This window comes from Polaromonas sp. YR568, from assembly GCF_943369675.1.
GTDB lineage: Bacteria > Pseudomonadota > Gammaproteobacteria > Burkholderiales > Burkholderiaceae_C > Polaromonas.
Map to the genome: position 1 here is coordinate 38617 of NZ_CALROB020000008.1, position 18818 is coordinate 57434.

Below are 18818 nucleotides of genomic sequence, written 5' to 3' on the forward strand. Positions count from 1 at the left end.
TTGCCTTGCAGACGGAAACAGGAAGCCATTCGGCTTGCTGCCGTCCGGCGAAATGAAGTTGACAACATTTCAGTCGCTACCGCCATCCTGGTCACGTTCCGCCGCCGATGCGTTCAGTGCTGCGCCGCCCCGATCAAGCGCTGCCGACACGCCACCGCCTGGTCCCGCGGGATTTTCCGATGCGAGCTTGCCGACCGTTTCAATGGCGCTGTTGTATGCCGCGCCAGGGGCCGGTGATGTGCCGGGAATAACTGCAATGGCTGCGGCAAGCGGGCTCAATGGTGCGTCAGCCACCGGGCCAGGGACCGGTGCGTCTGTGAGGGTGAGCGTACCGGGCGTGTAGTTGATGGCGTAACCCAGGCTGGATGCGAGGGTGCCCTGGGTGATCGCGTGCGTCGGGCCGGTGACCGCCGCGCCGGTGGGGGCCGACAGTGCGCCGGCCAAAGCGCTGGCGGCGGTGTCGCCCGCGACCAGGCCGGCGTTGATCGTATATGTCAGCGCCGGATCGCCGCCGCCGACAAACTTCGTCTTGTTGTCGCCGCTGATGTTGAGTGTGGGCTGGACGCTGTACACAAAGCGGTTGCCGGCGATGGACGTCGTCGAGGCATCGGCGGGCCCGTTGGCGGCGTAACTGCGGTTGAAGGCGTTGCCGGGTGAGGTCATGCTGCCAAAGGTGTTGGCCGCCGGGTCGGTTGAATACACCAGGTAGCGCCCGCCGTTGCCTGTCGTCATTGGCGTGGCGCTGCCGCTGCTGTTGATGAAGTTGCGGCCGGCTGCCAGCACCAGCGCATCGCCGGCGGTGCTGCCCGCGCTCACGGCATTGGCCACCGTCAGGTCGCTGGCCGCGTCTGTGGTGCGCACCAGCACCTTGCCTGTGGTTGCCAAGCCCGCGGTGTTGACCGTGCCAATCGTCAGTGCACCGGCCTGCGAGTAGTCCACGCTGCCGGTGTTGCCGGCGATGGTGGTCACTGCGTTGCCGGCGTGGTTGAGTGCGTGGCTGCCGCTGCCGAGCAGCTCCAGGCCCGTGGCCGTGATGGCTTCGGTCTGCGCCGATGTACCTGCTGTGGACAGCGTCAGTTGGTTGGCCGTCAATGCCGCATTGACGTCGAGGTTGCCGCCTGTCGCCGTCAGCTTGAAGTTGTCCTGCGCATTGCCAAAAGTGGTATCGACCGTGATGCCTGCGCTGGAGGCCAGGCTGACGGTTTGCGCAGCGCCTGCGTTGGTGCTGACGATGACATCGCTGGTGTTCAGCGCATTGGCGGCGGTGATGACTATGTCGCCCGCGGCGCCGGTGGTTGTGAGTGTTTGAATACCTGTGACGTTGGTGCCCAGCGTAATCCCGTTCGCAGCAGTTGCATTGAGCCTGTTGGCCGTGATGTTGTTGGCTGCGCCGTTGGCGTCGAGGATGGCGCCGGCCGCCGCGCTGAGTGTGACGATGCTGCCTGAAACCGTCTTCACCGCGAGGTTGCCGGCTGCAGTAGTGACGTTGACGGTGCCGAGGGCGCTGATGTTTTCTACCGTTGCGCCGCCCGCCAGGGCGAGGTTGACCTGCGAAGTGCCGCCAGCCGCCACCGCGGTGACCGCACCGGAGGTGGAGACGGCTACACCGGTGGTCGAACTGGCCCCGATGTAGCCGTTGCCGGCCTGCAGGTAGACCGAGCCGCCGCCCGAGTTGGTGATCACCTGGCCAACGCCAGTGCCTGCGCTGATGCGACGAGTTGACACCACACTGACGGCGGCTGTGGCTGCGGTGCTTCCCGCGTTCGCGCTGCTGGAGCTGATCTGCGAGTTCAGCGCCACCGTACCCGTGTTGTTGATGTCGATGCGGCCGCCGCCATTCGAGACGGCGCCGGAAAAGGTGGTGTCAATGGAATTGCGCAGGATGATGTCGCCAGAGCCGCTGTTCTGGATAGATCCGAATTGGCCGATCCGGTTGCCGGCATTGTCAAGCCTCATGCCACCGACGCTCGAGGCGGTTATTGGGCCAACGAGGTTGGTGATACCCGCGGCCGTTGCCGTCAGGACGCCGCCGCTGGTCAGCGTAACGGAGCCATAGCCGGCAATTCCGGTCATGCCGTCGACTGTTCCCACCGTCAGTGCCCTGGCCGAGTAGACGTCAATGGTGCCTATGGTAGTGCGGCCACTGATCTGGCTGATCTGGTTGGATGTGTTGGACAGGTAGATGCTGGCGGCGTCAACGTTCAAATTATCAACCGTCAGGCCCGCGCTCTGCGTAATGTTGCCGAGGCCGTCCTCGCTTTCGTTGATCAGGCTCAGCGATGACGTGCTGACCATGTTGACCGCACCGCCCATGTCGCCGATGCTTATCCCGCCCCTGAGGGTAGTGCCGCCTATGGCCAGCGTGCCGGCCGTGATGCGGTTCAGCTCGGCGTTGGACAGGTTAAAGGCCGCGTTCTCATCGGCGCCCGCCAGGGTGATTTGCCGGGTGATGCTCGTCGGGGTGATCAGCACCCGGCCGGTTCCTGCATTTACCGCGCCGGCAATCGTCATGCGATCGCCTGCCAGACTGATCTGCCCGCCCGCGCTGCTCACGCTTGATTCAGTCGCTCCTGCGTTGGTGATTGCTAGCAACTGGTTGGCGCCCGATGCCGTCATGGCAATGTTGCCGCCCGCTGACGCTACCGTTGCGCCTGACAGCGTGATGGCATTGGCCTTGAAGCTCACATTGCCGCCCTTGCTGGCAATCGACGAGCCGCTGGCCATGTTGATGTTGCCGCCTGCCGCCGTGCCCACTGTCGCGCCGCCAAACACCACGGGCAGCGCGCCCGTCCCCGTAGAGGTGATACCGACGTTGGTGGCGACGTTGATGTCGCGCACCGCCTGCACCGTGACACCGGCGGTGCCGCTGCCCGAATAGCTGAGGTTGGCGTTGAGATTCACGTCACGCTCGCCGATCAGTGTGAGCGTGTTGGCGGCGGACCAGCTCACCGCGTCATTGACGCTCAGGTCACCGTTGGTGCCCGAGTTGCCGGAGGTGGTGTTCAGCGTGACGTTGTTGTTGTCCAGCTGGGCACCGAGGGCCGCGCCCGTGATGTTGCCGCCCGCTGTTGCGACCACAAAGTCGAACGGGTCGACCAGCCATTGGCCCGTCTTGCCGCTTACCGCCTTGGTGGTGATGCGTGCGCCATCCGCGACGTTGACATGGGCAGCCGACGTTTCCACAAAGCCGCCATTACCACCGTCAGGTGCTGAAGCGTTCAGTGTGCCTGCCACATTGACGGTGCCCTTCTCCATGTCGCCCATCAGCAGGATGCGGCCGGCCTTGTTCTGCAGGGTCCTGGCTTCGATGACGCCGGTGTTGTTGACGGTCGCGGTCGTCAGGCTGTCCATCGCCCTGGCGGAGAGCAGCACCTGGCCGCCGTTGGCCTGGATCAGCTGTTTGTTCTCCGCCAGCGCATTGATCGCGCCCTGGTCAATGCTGTAGCCCAGCAGCGAGCCGTTGTCGAGGTTGAGCGTGACCTTGTTGCCTGCGGCGAGGAGTGCCGTGCCCAGGCTGGCGGTCATCACGCCTTCGTTGCGCACTTCAGGCGCCAGCAAGGCCAGGTAGCCGCCTTGGGCTGCCGTCATCGTGCCCTGGTTGACGACCGGGCCTGTGCCGCCTGAACTCGTGAACACATGCTTGCCCGACATGAAATCGGCATTGCTCATGCTGAGTGTTGAAGCCACAAGTCCACCCACGTTCACTTGAGAGCCGGCACCGAACAGCACACCGTTGGGGTTGAGGATGAAGACCTGGCCGTTGGCGGTGAGGCTGCCCAGCAGTTCGCTGGGACTGCTGCCGACGATGCGGTTCAGGGCAATGGCCGAGGCATTGGGCTGGTTGAAGACCAGGGCTTCATTGGCGCGGGTGGAAAGCGAGGTCCAGTCGATGGCCAGGTTTTGCGTGGCCTGGTTGATGGTGGTGGTGTTGCCTGCCGTGGCCACCCTGCCCGCCCCCGCCACCACAGCCGCATTGGCGGCATCCGCGGCCCAGGCCTGGTGGGCCGGCAAGATCAACGAGGCCAGCGCGCCGACCGCCGCCTTGCACGCGGCGTTGAGCGTGAACCCGCTACTGCCACCATCGCCGCCACGCCCCTCCCCGCCCTGATGAATAGAACTGCAGTCAACGCTGCTGCGTGCCGAGCCGCCCTTGCTTTTGCCTTTGGCGTTTTCTGCCACGGCCACCCACAGGCTGAGTGCAGCGTTCCAGACAAGGCGGTAAATGCGGTTCATGCTGGCGTGCGACTTCATGGCAAGGTTCTTTCGGAAAACGGGGGAGTCCCCTGCGGCCTTGCACTGGCCGGGCGCGGCGCGCGTCAACCGTGACAAAACCTCTAAATCTTATGAGTCCGCTTGCCACCTGTATGTCCCCTTTTCTGGGGACGCCTTACACCTCCTGTTTGCCAAGAATTCAATAGCTGGTAGCGCCCTGCTATTGCGTTTCAGGCACTTTTGGCGCCTGAAATGGTCCAAAAATACCCGAAACAGCCGTTTTAGCCGCCCGGCTTGCCCTGACAGCTTGTGCGCTGTGGCGGCGCTCCAGCCGTTCGGCGCCTGGCCGGCTCAGTCAATCCGGATATTCGCCTTGCTGATGATCGCGCCGTAGCGTTCCAGGTCCCGCTGGATGACGTCGGCAAACTGTTTGCTGCTTCCGCCCACGGCTTCGTACGATATCTTTTCCATGCCCTCCCTGATTTCCGGGCGCGCCAGGGTTTTGTTGATCTCGGCGTTGAGGCGGGCGATGACGGCGTCCGGCGTTCCGGCGGGCGCCAGGGCGCCGAACCAGACCTCGATGTCATAGCCCGGGAGATTGCTTTCCTGCACCGTCGGCAATTCAGGCGCCAGCGCCGAGCGCTTGGCGCTGGTGACGGCCAGCGCCCTCACCTTTCCCGTCTGCACGAAGGGCCGGATGTTCGCGACGGTGTTGAACACCACGTCCACCAGGCCGCCGGCGGCATCCACCGCCGCCGGGGAGCACCCTTTGTAGGGAATGTGGGCGATGTCCACCTTGGCCATCATCTTGAACAGTTCACCGGCGATGTGCTGCGGCGAGCCGGACCCGCAGGAGGCATAGCTGAGCTTGCCCGGGTTCTTTCGGGCCATGGCAATCAGTTCCTGGATGGAGTTCACCGGCAGCGAGGCCTTGACGCCTACCACCACAGGGGATGATCCCAACAGGGCGACGGGCTTGAAGCTTTTCTGCGGGTCGAAGGACAGTTTGGGAAACAGAAACTTGTTGATCGCCAGGGAGTTGGGCACCACCAGCAGCGTGTAGCCGTCTCCCGGCGACCGTGCGACGAACTCGGTGCCGATGTTGCCGGTGGCGCCGGATTTGTTGTCCACCAGAAAGGGTTGCCCCAGCGCCTGCTGCAAGGCCACGCCCAGGGTGCGGGCCATGGTGTCGGTGCCGCCGCCCGCCGGGAAAGGCACGACGACACGAACCGGCTTTTCGGGGTACTTGTCGGCGGCATGGGCCGAAAGCCACAAGGGCAGGCAGCAGAGCACGAATGCACCTGCGCGCAAAAGTTTGAATCTGGGGATCACGGTTGTCTCCTGTTTTTGGGTTTTAAGGGTGATGGACGGGCAACGAGGAAAAACTTCTTCAGCTGTCCAGGTCGACGGCGCCCAGGCGCTTGATCCACAGGTTCCACGAGCGCGGGATCTGCCCGTCATTGGCCTCGGAACACAGCCGGGCTTCCTCGGCATTGAGGAAGGTGATCTCGCCCAGGCCCTGGGCCGCCAGTTGCAGCCTGGCGTTGGTCTCGGTGTAGATCGCGTGGTAGACCGCCTGCTCGATGGAAGCGCCCACCACGGTCGATCCGTGCCCGCGCATCAGCACACAGCTGTGCCGGCCCAGTGAAGCAGCCAGCGCGGCGCCCAGGTAGGTGCTGCGGATCAGCATGTCGCTGTTGCCCGCGACGTCGCGGATTTCAAAGTGGCCACTGCCCTCCCCCAGGAAACCCGCCATATGGAATATCGGCCGCAAAGCCGTCTGTGTGCTGGCAAAAGGGATGACATTGGGCGAGTGGCTGTGCACCACGGCCATGACGTCGGGGCGCGCCCGGTAAATTTCCGCATGGATGAAGCGTTCGAGGTAGGGGCGCTCATTCGTTTGCGACACGGCATTTCCGTCCAGGCCGTAGCAGACGATGTCCTGGCGGCGGACCAGGCCGGGCGCGCGGTTGCAGGACAGCAGAAAGACATCCGGGTCGCTCTCGTGCCGTACGCTCGCATGGCCCAGGCCGTCGACGACGCCCTGGTCATAGAGGATGCGGTTGGCATACACGAGCTTGTCGACAACTTCGGCGGAAGGGGTATGAAGGGGCACGGGGGTCTTTCAAAGTTTCGGGGAGTTCACCGCGTTTCGTAGACACCGAGCTTGCGGTGCAGCGGCGATTCATCCGCCATGAAGATGAAGGCCGGTTCAAGGTCCGAGCGGTTGCGCAGCTCAACGGCGGTGTAGCCGGGAACCACCGCGGTGTCGGCTTCGAGCAAGGTGAAGGTCTTGGCATTCACGGTCACACCGGCACTGCCTTCAATCTGGTGCAGCACCTGCGCGGGTGACCGGGCCGGCAGCCGCAGCGTCTGGCCCGGGCGCAGCATCAGGGCATAAAAGCCCAGGATGTTCTCCGCGTCGCGGCCGGTTTCCGGGTTGACGTAGGTCACCTGCACCGCGCCCTCGCCGGGCTGGTCCTCCGCCAGCGACAGCAGCGCGGCCCTTGTTTCCGCCCAGGGATAGCACAGCATGGGGTAGCTGTTGCCGGAACGCTGGAACACCGTGGTCGGCACCACGCCGCCGCGTGCATAAGCCTTGGCGCCCTGCCCGGCTTGCGCTTCCTGATGCGGGCCTTCCTCGTGGTAGGAGGTTTCCATGTAGTACACCAGCGGGATGTCCAGCACGTCCAGCCAGATCACCGGGTCCGTGCCCTCATGTCCGTGTTCGTGCCACATGCCGCTCGGCGTGAGGATCAGGTCGCCTCGGTTCATCGTGCATTTCTCGCCGCCCACCAGGGTCCAGGCGCCCTTGCCTTCCACCACCATGCGGACGGCGTTGGGTGTATGCCGGTGGGCCGGCGCTTTTTCGCCCGGCAGCAGCAACTGCATGCCCAGGTAGATGGCCGGGCTGGCCTGCATCTTGTCGATGCCGTGGCCGGGGTTGGCGAGCACCAGGACACGCCGCTCGGCTTTTTCAATCGGCGTCAGTTCACCGGCCTTGAGCAGCAAGGGGCGCAGCGACTGGTAGGCCCAGTGCGTGGTTTCGGTTTTGCGCGCCGGAACGTGCGGCGGCAGCATGGCGCGCAGGCTGGGCCAGAGCGGCGCCAGGTTCTGGGCGGCGAGTTCATCGCGGTAAGCCTGGGGCAAATCTTCCAGGCGTCCCAGGGACTCGAAGCGGCTGTTGTCTTGCATGTGATGCTCCTTGTGCGGGCTCAGGCGGGCTGCAGGCAGTTGTTGACGTTCCAGCCGTAGAGCCATTCGATGGCGTCGTAATAGCGCTCCTGGCTGCGGCCCTTCCAGAGGCTGTTGCGCACCAGGCGCTCCACGCCCGAGACATGGAACAGCCGGCCCATTTCACGGCCGGACAAAACGATGCGCGCGGTGCGGGCAACGCGGCTGCGCTGGTAGAGCGCCAGCGCCTCGGCCCAGTCGTTGCCGGACACACGCAGCGCCTCGCCCAGCGTCACGCCGTCCTCCACGGCCATGCAGGCGCCCTGGGCCATGTACTGCGTGGTCGGGTGCGCGGCATCACCGAGCAGGGTGACGCGGCCGAAGTTCCACTGCGCGATCGGGTCGCGGTCGGCCGTCGCCCAGCGTTTCCAGCTTTTCGGCAGGCGTATGAGCTGGCGCGCTTTCGGGCAGATGCCCTGGAAGTAGCTTTCGACCTCCTCCTGGCTGCCTTCGGTGACGCCCCACTGCTCCGGCTGGCGGCTGTGGAAGGTCACCACCACGTTGTACTGCGCGCCGCCGCGCAGCGGGTAGTGCACCAGGTGGCAGTTCGGGCCGACCCAGATGCTGGAGGCATTCCATTTGAGGTCGGCGGGGAAATCGGCCTCGTCGACCACGGCGCGGTACACGACGTGGCCGGTCACGCGCGGCTGGTCGTTGACGTACTGCGCACGCACCACCGACTTGCCGCCGTCGGCGCCTATCAGCGCCTGGCCGGTCCAGCGTTTGCCGTTCTGGTCGGTCGCCGTCACGGTGCCGGCGGCTTCATCCTGCTCCACCTTTTCGATGCGGGTGCTGGTGACGAACTCCACCCTGTCGGTCTCCGCCGCGCCCTCCATCAGGGCGGTGTGCACATCCACACGGTGAACCACCGCATAGGGATTGCCGAAACGTTGGCGGAAGGCTTCCCCCGTCTCTATCCGGCCGACCTGGTACTCGTCAAGCGCATCGTGCATCACCGCGTAGTCGGTGTACACCGCGCGGCTGCGCGCCTTCTCGCCGACACCCAGGGCGTCGAAGGCATGAAAGGCATTCGGGCTGAGCTGCACGCCTGCGCCTATCTCACCGATTTCCGACGCCTGCTCCAGCACCTGGACGGTAAAGCCCTGGCGAACCAGCGCGAGGGCCGCGGCCAGGCCCCCGATACCGCCACCGGCAACCAATACCGGCATTGAATTGGGATTCATTGAACTCTCTCCACGGATTGATAGGCCGCCGGCGCGGGTGCCGGCGGCGGAAACTCATTCGGGCTTGATGCCCAGCCTGTCGAGCACGCTTTGTGCGGTCTTCCTGTCCTGCTCGATGTGCTCAAGCAGCTGCTCGGGTGTGCCCGGGCGCGGGTAGGTTCCCAGCTCGCGCGACTTCGCCACCACGTCGGGCCGCAGCAGCACGTCGTTCAGGTCGCGGTTCATCCTGGCGAGGGCCGCGGAAGGCACGCCCTTCTTCGCGATCACGGCGAACCAGCCGTGCGCCACCGCGCCGGGAACGGTTTTGTTGGCGAGCGGGAACTGCTCAAGCCCGGGCTCGACGCGGTCCGCCATCGAGGCCAGCACGCGCAGTTTTCCACCCTGCACATTCCCGGCCACAACGTTGTAGGAGTCCACCATCATCTGGGTCTGCCCGCCGAGCACGGCCTGCATCGCCTGCGCGCCGCCCGGGTAGTGCACCTCCAGGAATTGCGCGCCGGACTGTATGCCCAGCAAGGCCGACGCCAGGTGCGGCGCGGTGCCGCGGCCCACGTCGGCGACTTCAACGCTTTTGGGATTGGCCCTGGCCGCCGTGAGCAGGTCGGCCAGTGTCTTGTGCGGCGAATCGGCGGGGACCACCAGCACAAAGGGCAAGACCGCCGCCAGCGTCACCGGCACAAAGTCGCGCTTGAAGTCGTACTTCACGTCCTTGATGATGCTGGGCGCGACGGAGATTGCCGAGCCCTGCACAAAGCCGAAAACACTTCCATCCGCCGGCGCGGTGAGGATGGCGTTCATGCCGATCACCCCGCTGCCGCCGGGCCGGTTGTCGACGATCACCGACTGCCCCCACATGTCCGTCAGCTTCACGCCGACGAAGCGGATCAGCACGTCGGGCGCGGAGCCGGCCGGGAACGGTACGACAAAACGCACGGGGCCGGTGGGCCACTTCGCTTGCGCGGGCTGGGCTTGGGCCACGGGTGCCAGGGCCGCCAGCAGGGAAAAACCGGCCATCCAGTTTCTGATGCGTTTGTTCATCTTGTCTCTTTCAAATTTTTATGGGGATACGCTTTTTAATCCGCATGAATGCCGACTTCCATGCGGCCCAGGCCTTCAATCTCGGCCACCATGCGGTCGCCGGGGAAAACCTGTGAAACGCCCTCGGGTGTGCCGGTCAGCAGCACGTCGCCGGGTTTGAGCGTGTAGAACGAGGACGCGAACGCTATGAGCTGCGGAACGGTCATGATCAGGTCCCGCGTGTTCGCGCGCTGCCGCACCTCGCCGTTGACGGTGATGACCAGATCCAGGTTCGCGGGATCCGCGATCTCGTCCGGTGTCGTCAGCCAGGGGCCGAGCACGGTGTAGCCGTCGGGTGACTTGCGCATGCTTCGCTCTTCCGGGCCCCTGACGGTCATGTCCAGCCCTATGCAATAGGCCGCCACATGGTCCAGCGCATTGGCGGCGGGGATGTTGCGGCCGGCTTTCCCGATGATCACGGCCAGCTCGATTTCGTGGTCGTTGCGCCTGTCCGGCCGCGCGATCTTCACGCCGGCCGAGGGCCCCTCGACGGAACTCGTGGCCTTCAGGAACATGCCGACACGCTGGATTTCACCGATCTGGTTCTGGTGGTGGATGGCCTTGTCCTCGCGCGCTTCTTCCAGGTGTTTGAGGTAGTTCACCGGCGCGGCGACCACCTTGCCCGGGTTCGCCACCGGGCTCAGCAGGCGCAGCGAGGCCAGCGGATGGCGTTCGGCCCCGGGGGCTGCGGCGAGTTTGGCCACTTCATCGCGAATGGCGTCCAGGCTGGCAATCAGCAGGTCATGCTCCGGCAGCGGATAGCTGCAGGTGGGCAGCAGGCGCAGTGCGGCGCTCACGTCGACCACCTCCTCGCCCAGCACCAGGCCCAGTTTGCCGTCGTTGAATCTGCAAAGTTTCATGTGTCTCTCAATGGATGTCGGTTCTTGAAATACGGCCGCTGCTTGCGGCGGCCTTGGCTGGGCTCAAATTTACGGGGGGCGCACTATCAATACAATGCGTATTTATCGATTCACACAATCGAAAATATCAATAGTGGGGTGCCATGAGCGAACTCGATTTACGCCACCTGCGCATATTTGTCGCGCTGTGCGCCGCCCGGAACGTGACGCGAGCCGCCGAAGCGGTCGGTCTGAGCCAGTCCTCGGTCAGCGTGGTGCTGGCCCAGCTGCGTGAGCACTATGAGGACCCGCTGTTTGTGCGCACCGCGCAGGGCATGCAGCCCACGCCGCGCGCCAAGCTGATCGAGCCGGTGCTGCGGCAGGCCCTGCAGCTGCTGGACCAGAGCCTGGTGCGGCCCGCCGAATTCAATCCCGCGGAGATCACGCGCAGTTTTCGCATCTGCATGACGGACGTCGGCCAGATGACGCTGCTGCCGCGCCTGCTGCCGAAGATCCAGCGGCTGGCCCCCAACGTCAAGATCGAGGTCGCCAACCTCAGCTTCGAGACCGCGCGCCAGCTGGAGTCCGGCGAGGCCGACCTGGCGGCCGGTTTCACGGCGCAGATCAATGCCGGCTTCTACCAGCAGAAACTGTTCGACGAAGGTTTTGTCTGCATCGCGTCCAGCAACCACCCGCGCATCGGCAAACGCATGACGCTGGCGCAGCTGCAGCAGGAGCGCCACGTCAACATCCTGCTGTCGGCCACCTCACACGCCATCGTCGACAAGTTCCTGGAACGCAAAGGCGTGCAGCGCGTCTTCGCGCTCAAGGTGCCCTCTTTCCTCGGCCTGGGCCAGGTAGTGGCCGGCTCCAGCCTGGTGGCCATCGTCCCCTTGCGCCTGGGCGCCATTTTTGCGGCCGAAAAAGGGGTGAAGGTGGTGTCCCTGCCGGTCAGGTTCCCCAGCTATGCAGTCACCCAGTACTGGCACGACCGCTACCACCGCGACCCGGGCAACGCCTGGTTGCGCGCCCAGATCTACGAGACCGCGGTGAACCTTCCCCTGGATGCGGCCGTTTCCGAAATCGGCGGGCGCGGCGCCTTGAAGGCCCGGGCTTCGTAAAGGCCTTTGATTCCGCGCCTCAGGCCAGCCCGCACCACTGCGCAATGCGGTGCATCATGTCGCTCCACAAACCGAACACCGCGGCCAGCACCAGCACGCCACCGGCCAGGCGCACGCCAAGTTGGTCGCCCAGGCCGTTGCCGGCGCGGCGCAGCCAGGCCAGCAGTTGCGGCGCCAGCAGCAGCGAGACAGCGCTGCCCGCGGCAAACGCCGCCATGGCCAGTGCGCCCTGCAGCGGCCCGCCGCTCAAGGACGCGACCAGCAGCGCCGAATACAGCAGGCTGCAGGGCATGAAGGCCCACAGCGCGCCGACCGAGAACATGCCGCCGCGCGATGCGGCCACGGCCCCGACCCGGGACCAGGCCGAGCGCCCTGCCCGGTCGGCCCAGGCCGGCTGGCTGGCTTTGACCACCAGCATCAGTCCCCAGCCGAGCACGGCCAGGTGGAACAGCACCCAGAGCGGCTTGACCACGGCGGCCTGTTCCGTGATCCAGGCAAAACTTTGCACCGCCGCCGCGGCAGCAGCGCCCGCGGTGGAATAGCCCACAAGCCGCCCGGCCTGGAAGACCAGCGGCGACTGCGGCCGGCGCTGCGGCTGCGCGCCCATGCGCCGGAGTCCGCCGCAGGCCGCGCCGCACATCACCGCGCAATGCGGCCCGCCGGCAAGCCCCATCAACAGGGCCGTGGTGGCGAGCGCGTAAAACATGGGCAGGGCCGCAATCAAATGATGCGCGATTAAATAATGCGTGAAAACCGGCTGCGGTTCAGGTCGGACTGCAGGTAGCGGTCAAACACCATGGCCACCGCGCGCAGCACGAAGCGGCCTTCGGGCGTCACCTCGATACCGGTGTCGGACAGCATGACCAGCCCGGCGTCCTCCAGTTCGCGCAGGCGTTCGAGTTCCTGCGCGAAGCAGGCCTTGAAATCCAGCATCCAGGCGAGTTCTATCGATTCGAACCAGACCCGGCCCTGGCACATGATGGCCATGATCACCGCGCGGCGCGCCAGGTCGTCGCGGCTCAGCGCCAGGCCGCGCGTGACCGGAAAGCGCCCCTGGTCCAGCAGGTCGCAGTATTCCTCCAGGTCCTTGGCGTTCTGGCTGTAGGTGGCGCCGACCGCGCCTATGGCCGACACGCCCAGGCCCACCAGGTCGCGGTCGGGCTGGGTGCTGTAGCCCTGGAAGTTGCGGTGCAGCCGGCCCTCGCGGCTGGCCACCGCCAGCGCGTCGTTCTCCAGCGCGAAGTGGTCCATGCCGATGTAGCGGTAGCCCACGCCCTGGAAGCGCTGCATGGCCTCGGCCAGCATGGCCGCCTTGTCCTCGGCCGCGGGCAGCAGCGCGGGCGCGATGTGCCGCTGCGGCTTGAAGCGTTCCGGCAGATGGGCGTAGGCGTAGAGGGCGATGCGGTCCGGCCTGAGTTCCTCGATCTGGCGGATGGTGCGCGCGAAGGAGGTCTGCGTCTGCCGCGGCAGGCCGTAGATCAGGTCCACGTTGATGGACTCAAAGCCGAGCGCGCGCGCCTGGGCGACCAGCGCGAAGACCTGTTCGGCGGGCTGGACGCGGTGCACGGCTTTCTGCACGTCGGGGTCGAAATCCTGCACGCCGAAGCTCAGGCGGTTGAAGCCCAGGGCCGCCAGGGCGGCCAGGCGCGTGTTGTCCACGGTGCGCGGATCGACCTCGATGGCCATTTCCGCGCCGGGCGCGAAGTCGAAGTTTCGCCTGAGCATGTCCATGAGCCGCGCCAGTTCCGCGTCGGACAGGAAGGTCGGCGTGCCGCCGCCCAGGTGCAGCTGGCTGACGGGCTGGCCCTGCCCCAGGCGCGCCGTGTACAGGGCCACCTCGCGCTCCAGGTAGCCCAGGTAGGCGGTGGCGCGGCTGTGCTGTTTGGTGATGATCTTGTTGCAGGCGCAGTAGTAGCACAGCGATTCGCAAAACGGGATGTGCACATACAGCGACAGCGGTGCGGCCGAGGTCTCGGCCCGCGCGCGCCTGTCGTCCAGCGCGCGGGCGTGGTCGGCGGCGGTAAAGGCCTCGACAAAACGGTCCGCCGTGGGGAAGGAGGTGTAGCGCGGGCCGGAGATGTCGAATTTGCGAAGGGCCTGGGGTAGAACAGCGGGCATGGGGGGTGAACCTAGAAACAGTAGTTGGATGCGTCTGAGTGTGCTGCGCAGGGCGTGCCAGGCAAGGCGCGACAACGCCGTGGGCTAATGCCCACAAGGCGGAGCAACACAGCATGGCGCGGCGTGCGCGGCGCAATCGGACGCATAGCGTTGTCGTCCAGCCGGGCGCCGTCAACGAAGAGGAAAAAGTCAGTTTTCATGAGGCTCTCAAGAAGTTCGCAAGCGGTCAACTGCGGTTTCTAGGTTCAGGAAGTGAGGCCTCCACTGTGCCGCCCGCCCGGCCTCGCGGCGTTGATGTGGATCAACGAAGGCCCAGCCGCCGGGGCGCCGCGCCTCGTTTGCCCCGTCTTTGACCTGCGTCAAATCGCCGCGAAGGGCGCGCCGTAAGCTGGCGGCTTCCCCATTGCACCTGGGTCGACGGCCCCGGCCGCCAACCCTTCATCCTTCATGTCCCTGTCACAAGCAATCCAAGCAATACAAGAAAATCCGGCAATCCAGGCAGACAAAGCCCACCAGGCCACCGTCCTTCCGCACCGCAAAGTCCTGCGCTCCTGGCTTCTCCCCATTTCGGCCAAAAACACCGGCCTCGCCCTGGCGATGTCCCTGGCGGACCTTGCCCTCTTCGCCGCATGCATGGCCGGGGCGGTGCTCGCGAGCCTGCCCTCCGTGCAACTGCTCATGGGCCTGCTGGCCGGCTTCATGATCGCCAGGCTGTTCATCCTGGGCCATGACGCCTGCCACCAGAGCTTCACCCCGCACCGCAAGCTCAACCGCTGGCTGGGCCGGCTGCTGTTCCTGCCCTCGCTGACGCCCTACAGCCTGTGGGACGTGGGGCACAACATCGTGCACCACGGCTACACCAACCTCAGCGGCTTTGACTTCGTCTGGCAGCCCGCGACGCTGGAGGCCTATGAGAGCATGCCCGCCTGGAAGCGGACCCTGGAGCGCGCATATCGCAGCGGCTGGGCGCCCTGGTTGTACTACCTCGTGGAGATCTGGTGGAAGCGGCTGTACTTTCCATCCAAAGCCGTGATGCCCACGCGGCGCCGCATCTTTGTGGCCGACAGCCTGCTGGTCACCGCGGCTGCCGCCGCATGGATCGCGGGCCTCGTGGCCGCGGCAACGGCGACCGGCCAGTCAGCACTCTGGCTATTGGCCGTGGGTTTCTTCCTGCCGCTGCTGGTGTGGAACGGCCTCATCGGCTTTGTCGTCTATGTGCACCACACGCACACCAGCATCGCCTGGTACGACAACAAGAAGAGCTGGTCCGACGCCAACCCCTTTGTCTCCACCACGGTGCACCTGACCTTCAATTCGTTTTTCGGCGCGGCGCTGCACCACATCATGGAGCACACCGCCCACCACGTGGACATGGGCGTGCCGCTGTACCGCCTCAAAAAGGCCCAGGCCCTGCTGGAGGAAAAACTGCCCGGCCACATCGTGGTGCAGCCCTTTTCCTGGGGCTGGTATTTCGACACGGCGCGGCGCTGCAAGCTCTATGACTTCGGGCGGCGGCAGTGGACGGACTTTGCCGGCCGCCCTACTTCCCAGGGCATGGCCGGCCCCGTTTAGGCCGTGAACAGCTTATTAATGGACGCGCGTGTCGAAGACGCGCTGCAGGGCTGCCTGGTCCAGGATGCGGATGTGGCGCTTGTCGACCTCAAGGATGCCCTGCTGCTGGAAGGCGGAGAAGGTGCGGCTCACGGTCTCCAGTTTCATGCCCAGGTAGCTGCCGATTTCGGCGCGCGACATACGCAGGTGGAACTCGCCGGCCGAGTAGCCGCGCAGCTTGAGCCGCTGCGACAGGTTGAGCAGGAAGGCGGCCAGGCGCTCCTCGGCGTTCATGCTGCCCAGCAGCATCATCAGGCTGTGCTCCCTGACGATTTCGCGGCTCATCAGCCGGCTGACGGCCTGCTGCATGCCGGTGCTGGCCGCGGCCAGGCCGCTGATCTCGTCGTAGGGAATGGTGCAGACCTCGGTGTCTTCCAGCGCGGTGGAGTTGCTGGCATAGGCGCCGTTGGCGATGCCGTCCAGGCCCATCAGTTCACCGGCCATCTGGAAGCCGCTGACCTGCTCGCGCCCATCCGCCAGCGTCAGGCTGGACTTGAAGGTGCCTATGCGTACCGCATAGATGTTCCGGAAGGTTTGCCCTTCATGGTAGAGAGCCTCCCCCGCCTTGACCTTGGTGCGGCTGAACTTGAGGCCGTCCAGGCCGTCCACGTCCGAGGGCTTCATGCCGCAGGGCAGGCAGAGGTCGCGCAGGTTGCAGTTCGAGCATTGTGTCTTCAGCGGCGGTATGACGGCGGCGGAAGAAGTATCGCTGGCGGTTGAACAGGCTGAGGACATGGCGGCTCCCTGGGTTAAGAGGATGAAACGGGTTGATGGGTGGTTCGCCGGGGCGACAACATGGCCGCGGCTTTCACCTGGCCGGCGAGCTGGTAGAACTCGGCGTGCTTGTCGAGAAAGCAGGCGGCGCCCGCGGCCAGGTAGCGCGCGCGATAGGCCGGCTCGGCATGGTTGCTCAGCACGACGAAGGGAATCTCCCGCGTGGACTTGAGAACGGCCTCCAGCACCTGCATGCCTGTGCCTTTTTCGAACTGCACGTCGAGCACCGCCACGTCGGGCCGCGTCGCCAGGATGCCGGCGACGGCCAGCTCCGGCGTATCGGCCTGCCCTGCGATTTCCATGCCCTGCGCGCGCAGCATCGCGGCCACGCGGCCGCGGCTCAGCGCCGAATCGTCGGCCAGGAAAACCCGGGTGGGTGAAGCGCTGTGTTGCATGCCCCTACTGTCGCGCAGGCGGCGCGGCCGGAACATCGGCTTTTGCTGAAAGGCCGGCTCGGATAAAGCTGGTTTGCCGGCGCCCGCGCTCCGAGGCGGCCTCGGAATTTTCCGAGTGTGGGCTGGCGGCACACCCGCAGCTACCGTTCGCCCTGAGCTTGTCGAAGGGTTAGAGCCCTTCGACAGGCTCAGGGCGAACGGTGTACGGTGCCGTGTTACGAAAACATCAGTGCGCCATCAACACCGGCAGCGTCATGCTTTTGAGCACGGTCCGCGATGCGCCGCCCAGCACCCATTCATAGGCGCGGGCACGGCCGTAGCAGCCCATCACCAGCAGGTCGGCCTGCAGGTCGAAGGCGCGCGAGAGCAGCAAATCGCCCAGCTTTTCCGGCTCCGTGCCCGTGCGATGCCAGGCGGCGCGCACCCCATGGGCCTTCAGCCAGGAAATGATGTCCAGGCCGCCGTCCGCCGTCCAGGCATCCACGCCCCAGCTCAGGACCTGTACCGAGTTCGCCTGGCGCAGGATGGGCAGGGCCGCCGTCACCGCGCGCGCCGCGCCGCGGGTGGGCTTCCAGGCGACCACCACATTGCCCGGCAAATCGGGCTTGACCGAGGTATAGGGCAGCACCAGCGCCGGCCGGCCGCTCAGGGCGATCACGGTCTCCACGAAATCCGCAGGCATCAATGTGGACCAGCCCTCCCCCGGGCCGTGCTGGCCCAGCACCAGCAGGTCGGCATAAAGCGCCTGTTCGGCAAAGGCCGATACCAGAGGGAATTCATGGATTTCAGCCCAGGCGGCCGGCAAGCCTTCGGGCCTGAGTTGCTCGAACACCGAGCGCGCGCGCGCCAGCTCGGTGTCCTGCAGGTTTTCGCGCTTTACGGCCAGGCCCGGTCCCATGCCGGAGGTAACGGGAAGCGCCTCCGAGGCCGAGGGCGAGGCATACAGCGCGGTGACGCCTGCCCCGTGCCGGGCGGCCAGCCGGCAGGCAAATTCCAGGCGTTGCGCGAACTGCGGCGTGGCATCGGCATGGACCAGCAACTGTTTCAGTTCATCGCTCATGGAACACCTCCCGGTGCAGAGTTTGGATGCCCTGACTGTAGGCAGGCCCGCCGGTCTTGTTGTTGATTTTGGTCAACCAGGGCCTATTGACACCAATTGCGTGTACCGCGTGATCGAGTGATCGAGTGATCGAGTGATATGGGTGGCATGGAGATCACGCTGACGGCTTGCGGCTGTGCCGACAGGCCCTCGCTAAAGCCGATCGAACGGTTTTCGATCCAGCAGACAGTCGATGAATGCACCGAGGGGGGCTGGTCGATGCTGCCTGTTCGGATAGTAGAGAAACAGGCCACTGCGTGAAACCGACCAGTCCGCAAGGACCTGGACCAGCCGCCCCTGAGCCAACAATTCACCCACGCCATCCCGCTCAAAGTGATAGGCAATGCCGAGCCCGTTCAGCGCGGCAGCCACGCCGATGTCAGCGTGGTTGGTGACGACGGGGCCGTCTACGGCGACTTCGAGTCGCTTCCCCCTTTGCCCGAATTCCCAGCGATAGTGCCTGCCGTCCATCTGTAGCCGCCAGTTGATGCATGCGTGGTTATGCAGATCGGCGGGTGACTTGGGTATGCCCCGGCGCGCGAGGTAATCGGGAGACGCCACCGCAACCATTTTCAAGTCCGGCGTGAGGCGGACGGAAATCATGTCCTTCTCAAGCCGTCCACCCACGCGAATGCCGGCGTCAAAGCGGCCGACGACGATATCGGCCAGCGCGTCATCAACCACGATGTCGAGCACAACGTCAGGGTAGGCCTGATGGAAGCGTGAAAGCCTGGGCGCAATGATGGTTCTCGCCGCGATTCCCAGCGTGTTGATACGAAGTGTGCCCCTGGTTTGTCCCGCGGCTTCACTGGCTTCAGCGAGTGCGGCAGCCATCTCCCGAAACAGCGGGGCTATTCGCCCATAGAGCAATTCGCCACTTGCCGATGGCGCAACGCTTCGTGTCGTGCGATTTAGAAGGCGTGTGCCGATCCGGCCTTCCAGCTGTCGAATGGTCTGGCTGAGCGCGGAAGGTGACAGGCCCAAATGCTCTGCAGCCCGGGCAAAGCTTTTACGTTCGACCACGGCGGCAAAAGCTTTCAGCTCAGCGAACTCGAATCCGCGCATTATGTATTCCTTTCTACATAGCCCATCCAAATTCTAGAGTATTCACTAAATTCACTTTGGCGCGCATCCTAAGGCCTTCACCAACCACA

At 65.2% G+C, this 18818-nt stretch carries 15 protein-coding genes; 2 read left to right on the forward strand and 13 right to left on the reverse strand.

The genetic code is table 11. From position 1 onward, the window contains the following. Positions 1-69: 69 nt before the first annotated feature. The 7 genes from ACLV8F_RS05800 to ACLV8F_RS05830 all read right to left on the reverse strand — a co-directional run bounded on the left by ACLV8F_RS05800 (position 70) and on the right by ACLV8F_RS05830 (position 10567). Entirely contained in the window at positions 70-4251 is a 4182-nt protein-coding gene (locus tag ACLV8F_RS05800) for a filamentous hemagglutinin N-terminal domain-containing protein (protein WP_411883290.1), read from the reverse strand. 312 nt (positions 4252-4563) lie between these two features. Next, on the reverse strand, positions 4564-5544 hold the full coding sequence (locus ACLV8F_RS05805; protein WP_411883291.1) for a tripartite tricarboxylate transporter substrate binding protein: 981 nt from the start codon (positions 5542-5544) through the stop codon (positions 4564-4566). Between the two features lie 58 nt (positions 5545-5602). Beyond that, on the reverse strand, positions 5603-6328 hold the full coding sequence (locus ACLV8F_RS05810; RefSeq protein ID WP_411883292.1) for a class II aldolase/adducin family protein: 726 nt from the start codon (positions 6326-6328) through the stop codon (positions 5603-5605). 26 nt (positions 6329-6354) lie between these two features. Further along, complete coding sequence (locus ACLV8F_RS05815) at positions 6355-7407, reverse strand: cupin domain-containing protein (protein WP_411883293.1); 1053 nt, start codon at positions 7405-7407, stop codon at positions 6355-6357. A 20-nt stretch (positions 7408-7427) separates the two neighbouring features. Next, positions 7428-8630, reverse strand: a complete 1203-nt coding sequence (locus tag ACLV8F_RS05820) for a 3-hydroxybenzoate 6-monooxygenase (protein ID WP_411883294.1) — start codon at positions 8628-8630, stop codon at positions 7428-7430. Between the two features lie 54 nt (positions 8631-8684). Beyond that, entirely contained in the window at positions 8685-9668 is a 984-nt protein-coding gene (locus ACLV8F_RS05825) for a Bug family tripartite tricarboxylate transporter substrate binding protein (RefSeq protein ID WP_411883295.1), read from the reverse strand. 35 nt (positions 9669-9703) lie between these two features. Next, positions 9704-10567: a fumarylacetoacetate hydrolase family protein gene (locus ACLV8F_RS05830; RefSeq protein WP_411883296.1), complete on the reverse strand. Its 864-nt coding sequence runs from the start codon at positions 10565-10567 to the stop codon at positions 9704-9706. A gap of 143 nt (positions 10568-10710) precedes the next feature. On the opposite strand from ACLV8F_RS05830, the gene ACLV8F_RS05835 reads away from it, so the two are divergent. Next, complete coding sequence (locus tag ACLV8F_RS05835) at positions 10711-11667, forward strand: LysR family transcriptional regulator (protein ID WP_411883297.1); 957 nt, start codon at positions 10711-10713, stop codon at positions 11665-11667. A gap of 19 nt (positions 11668-11686) precedes the next feature. Here the strand turns inward: ACLV8F_RS05835 and ACLV8F_RS05840 are convergent, their stop codons facing one another. Both ACLV8F_RS05840 and hemN read right to left on the reverse strand, forming a co-directional pair. Continuing rightward, complete coding sequence (locus ACLV8F_RS05840; RefSeq protein ID WP_411883298.1) at positions 11687-12373, reverse strand: sulfite exporter TauE/SafE family protein; 687 nt, start codon at positions 12371-12373, stop codon at positions 11687-11689. Positions 12374-12402: 29 nt separating this feature from the next. After that, the gene (hemN, locus tag ACLV8F_RS05845; RefSeq protein WP_411883299.1) at positions 12403-13785 is read right to left on the reverse strand and encodes an oxygen-independent coproporphyrinogen III oxidase; all 1383 of its coding nucleotides are present in this window, start codon (positions 13783-13785) and stop codon (positions 12403-12405) included. 447 nt (positions 13786-14232) lie between these two features. Here hemN and ACLV8F_RS05850 point away from each other — a divergent pair, with 447 nt between their 5' ends. Further along, positions 14233-15357 carry a fatty acid desaturase gene (locus ACLV8F_RS05850; protein ID WP_411883300.1) on the forward strand — a complete coding sequence of 375 codons (1125 nt, stop codon included), beginning with the start codon at positions 14233-14235 and terminating at the stop codon, positions 15355-15357. Positions 15358-15372: 15 nt separating this feature from the next. Here ACLV8F_RS05850 and ACLV8F_RS05855 read toward each other — a convergent pair whose 3' ends face one another. From ACLV8F_RS05855 to ACLV8F_RS05870, 4 genes are all read right to left on the reverse strand, one after another. Continuing rightward, positions 15373-16131 (reverse strand): helix-turn-helix domain-containing protein, encoded by a 759-nt coding sequence (locus tag ACLV8F_RS05855; RefSeq protein ID WP_411883301.1) that lies wholly within the window; start codon positions 16129-16131, stop codon positions 15373-15375. Positions 16132-16145: 14 nt separating this feature from the next. Continuing rightward, positions 16146-16565, reverse strand: coding sequence for a response regulator transcription factor (locus ACLV8F_RS05860; RefSeq protein ID WP_411883302.1), 420 nt, complete (start codon positions 16563-16565; stop codon positions 16146-16148). 226 nt (positions 16566-16791) lie between these two features. Further along, a complete protein-coding gene (locus ACLV8F_RS05865; RefSeq protein WP_411883303.1) occupies positions 16792-17625 on the reverse strand; it encodes a universal stress protein in 834 nt (277 codons plus the stop codon). A gap of 192 nt (positions 17626-17817) precedes the next feature. Then, positions 17818-18729: a LysR family transcriptional regulator gene (locus ACLV8F_RS05870; RefSeq protein WP_411883304.1), complete on the reverse strand. Its 912-nt coding sequence runs from the start codon at positions 18727-18729 to the stop codon at positions 17818-17820. Positions 18730-18818 lie beyond the last annotated feature (89 nt).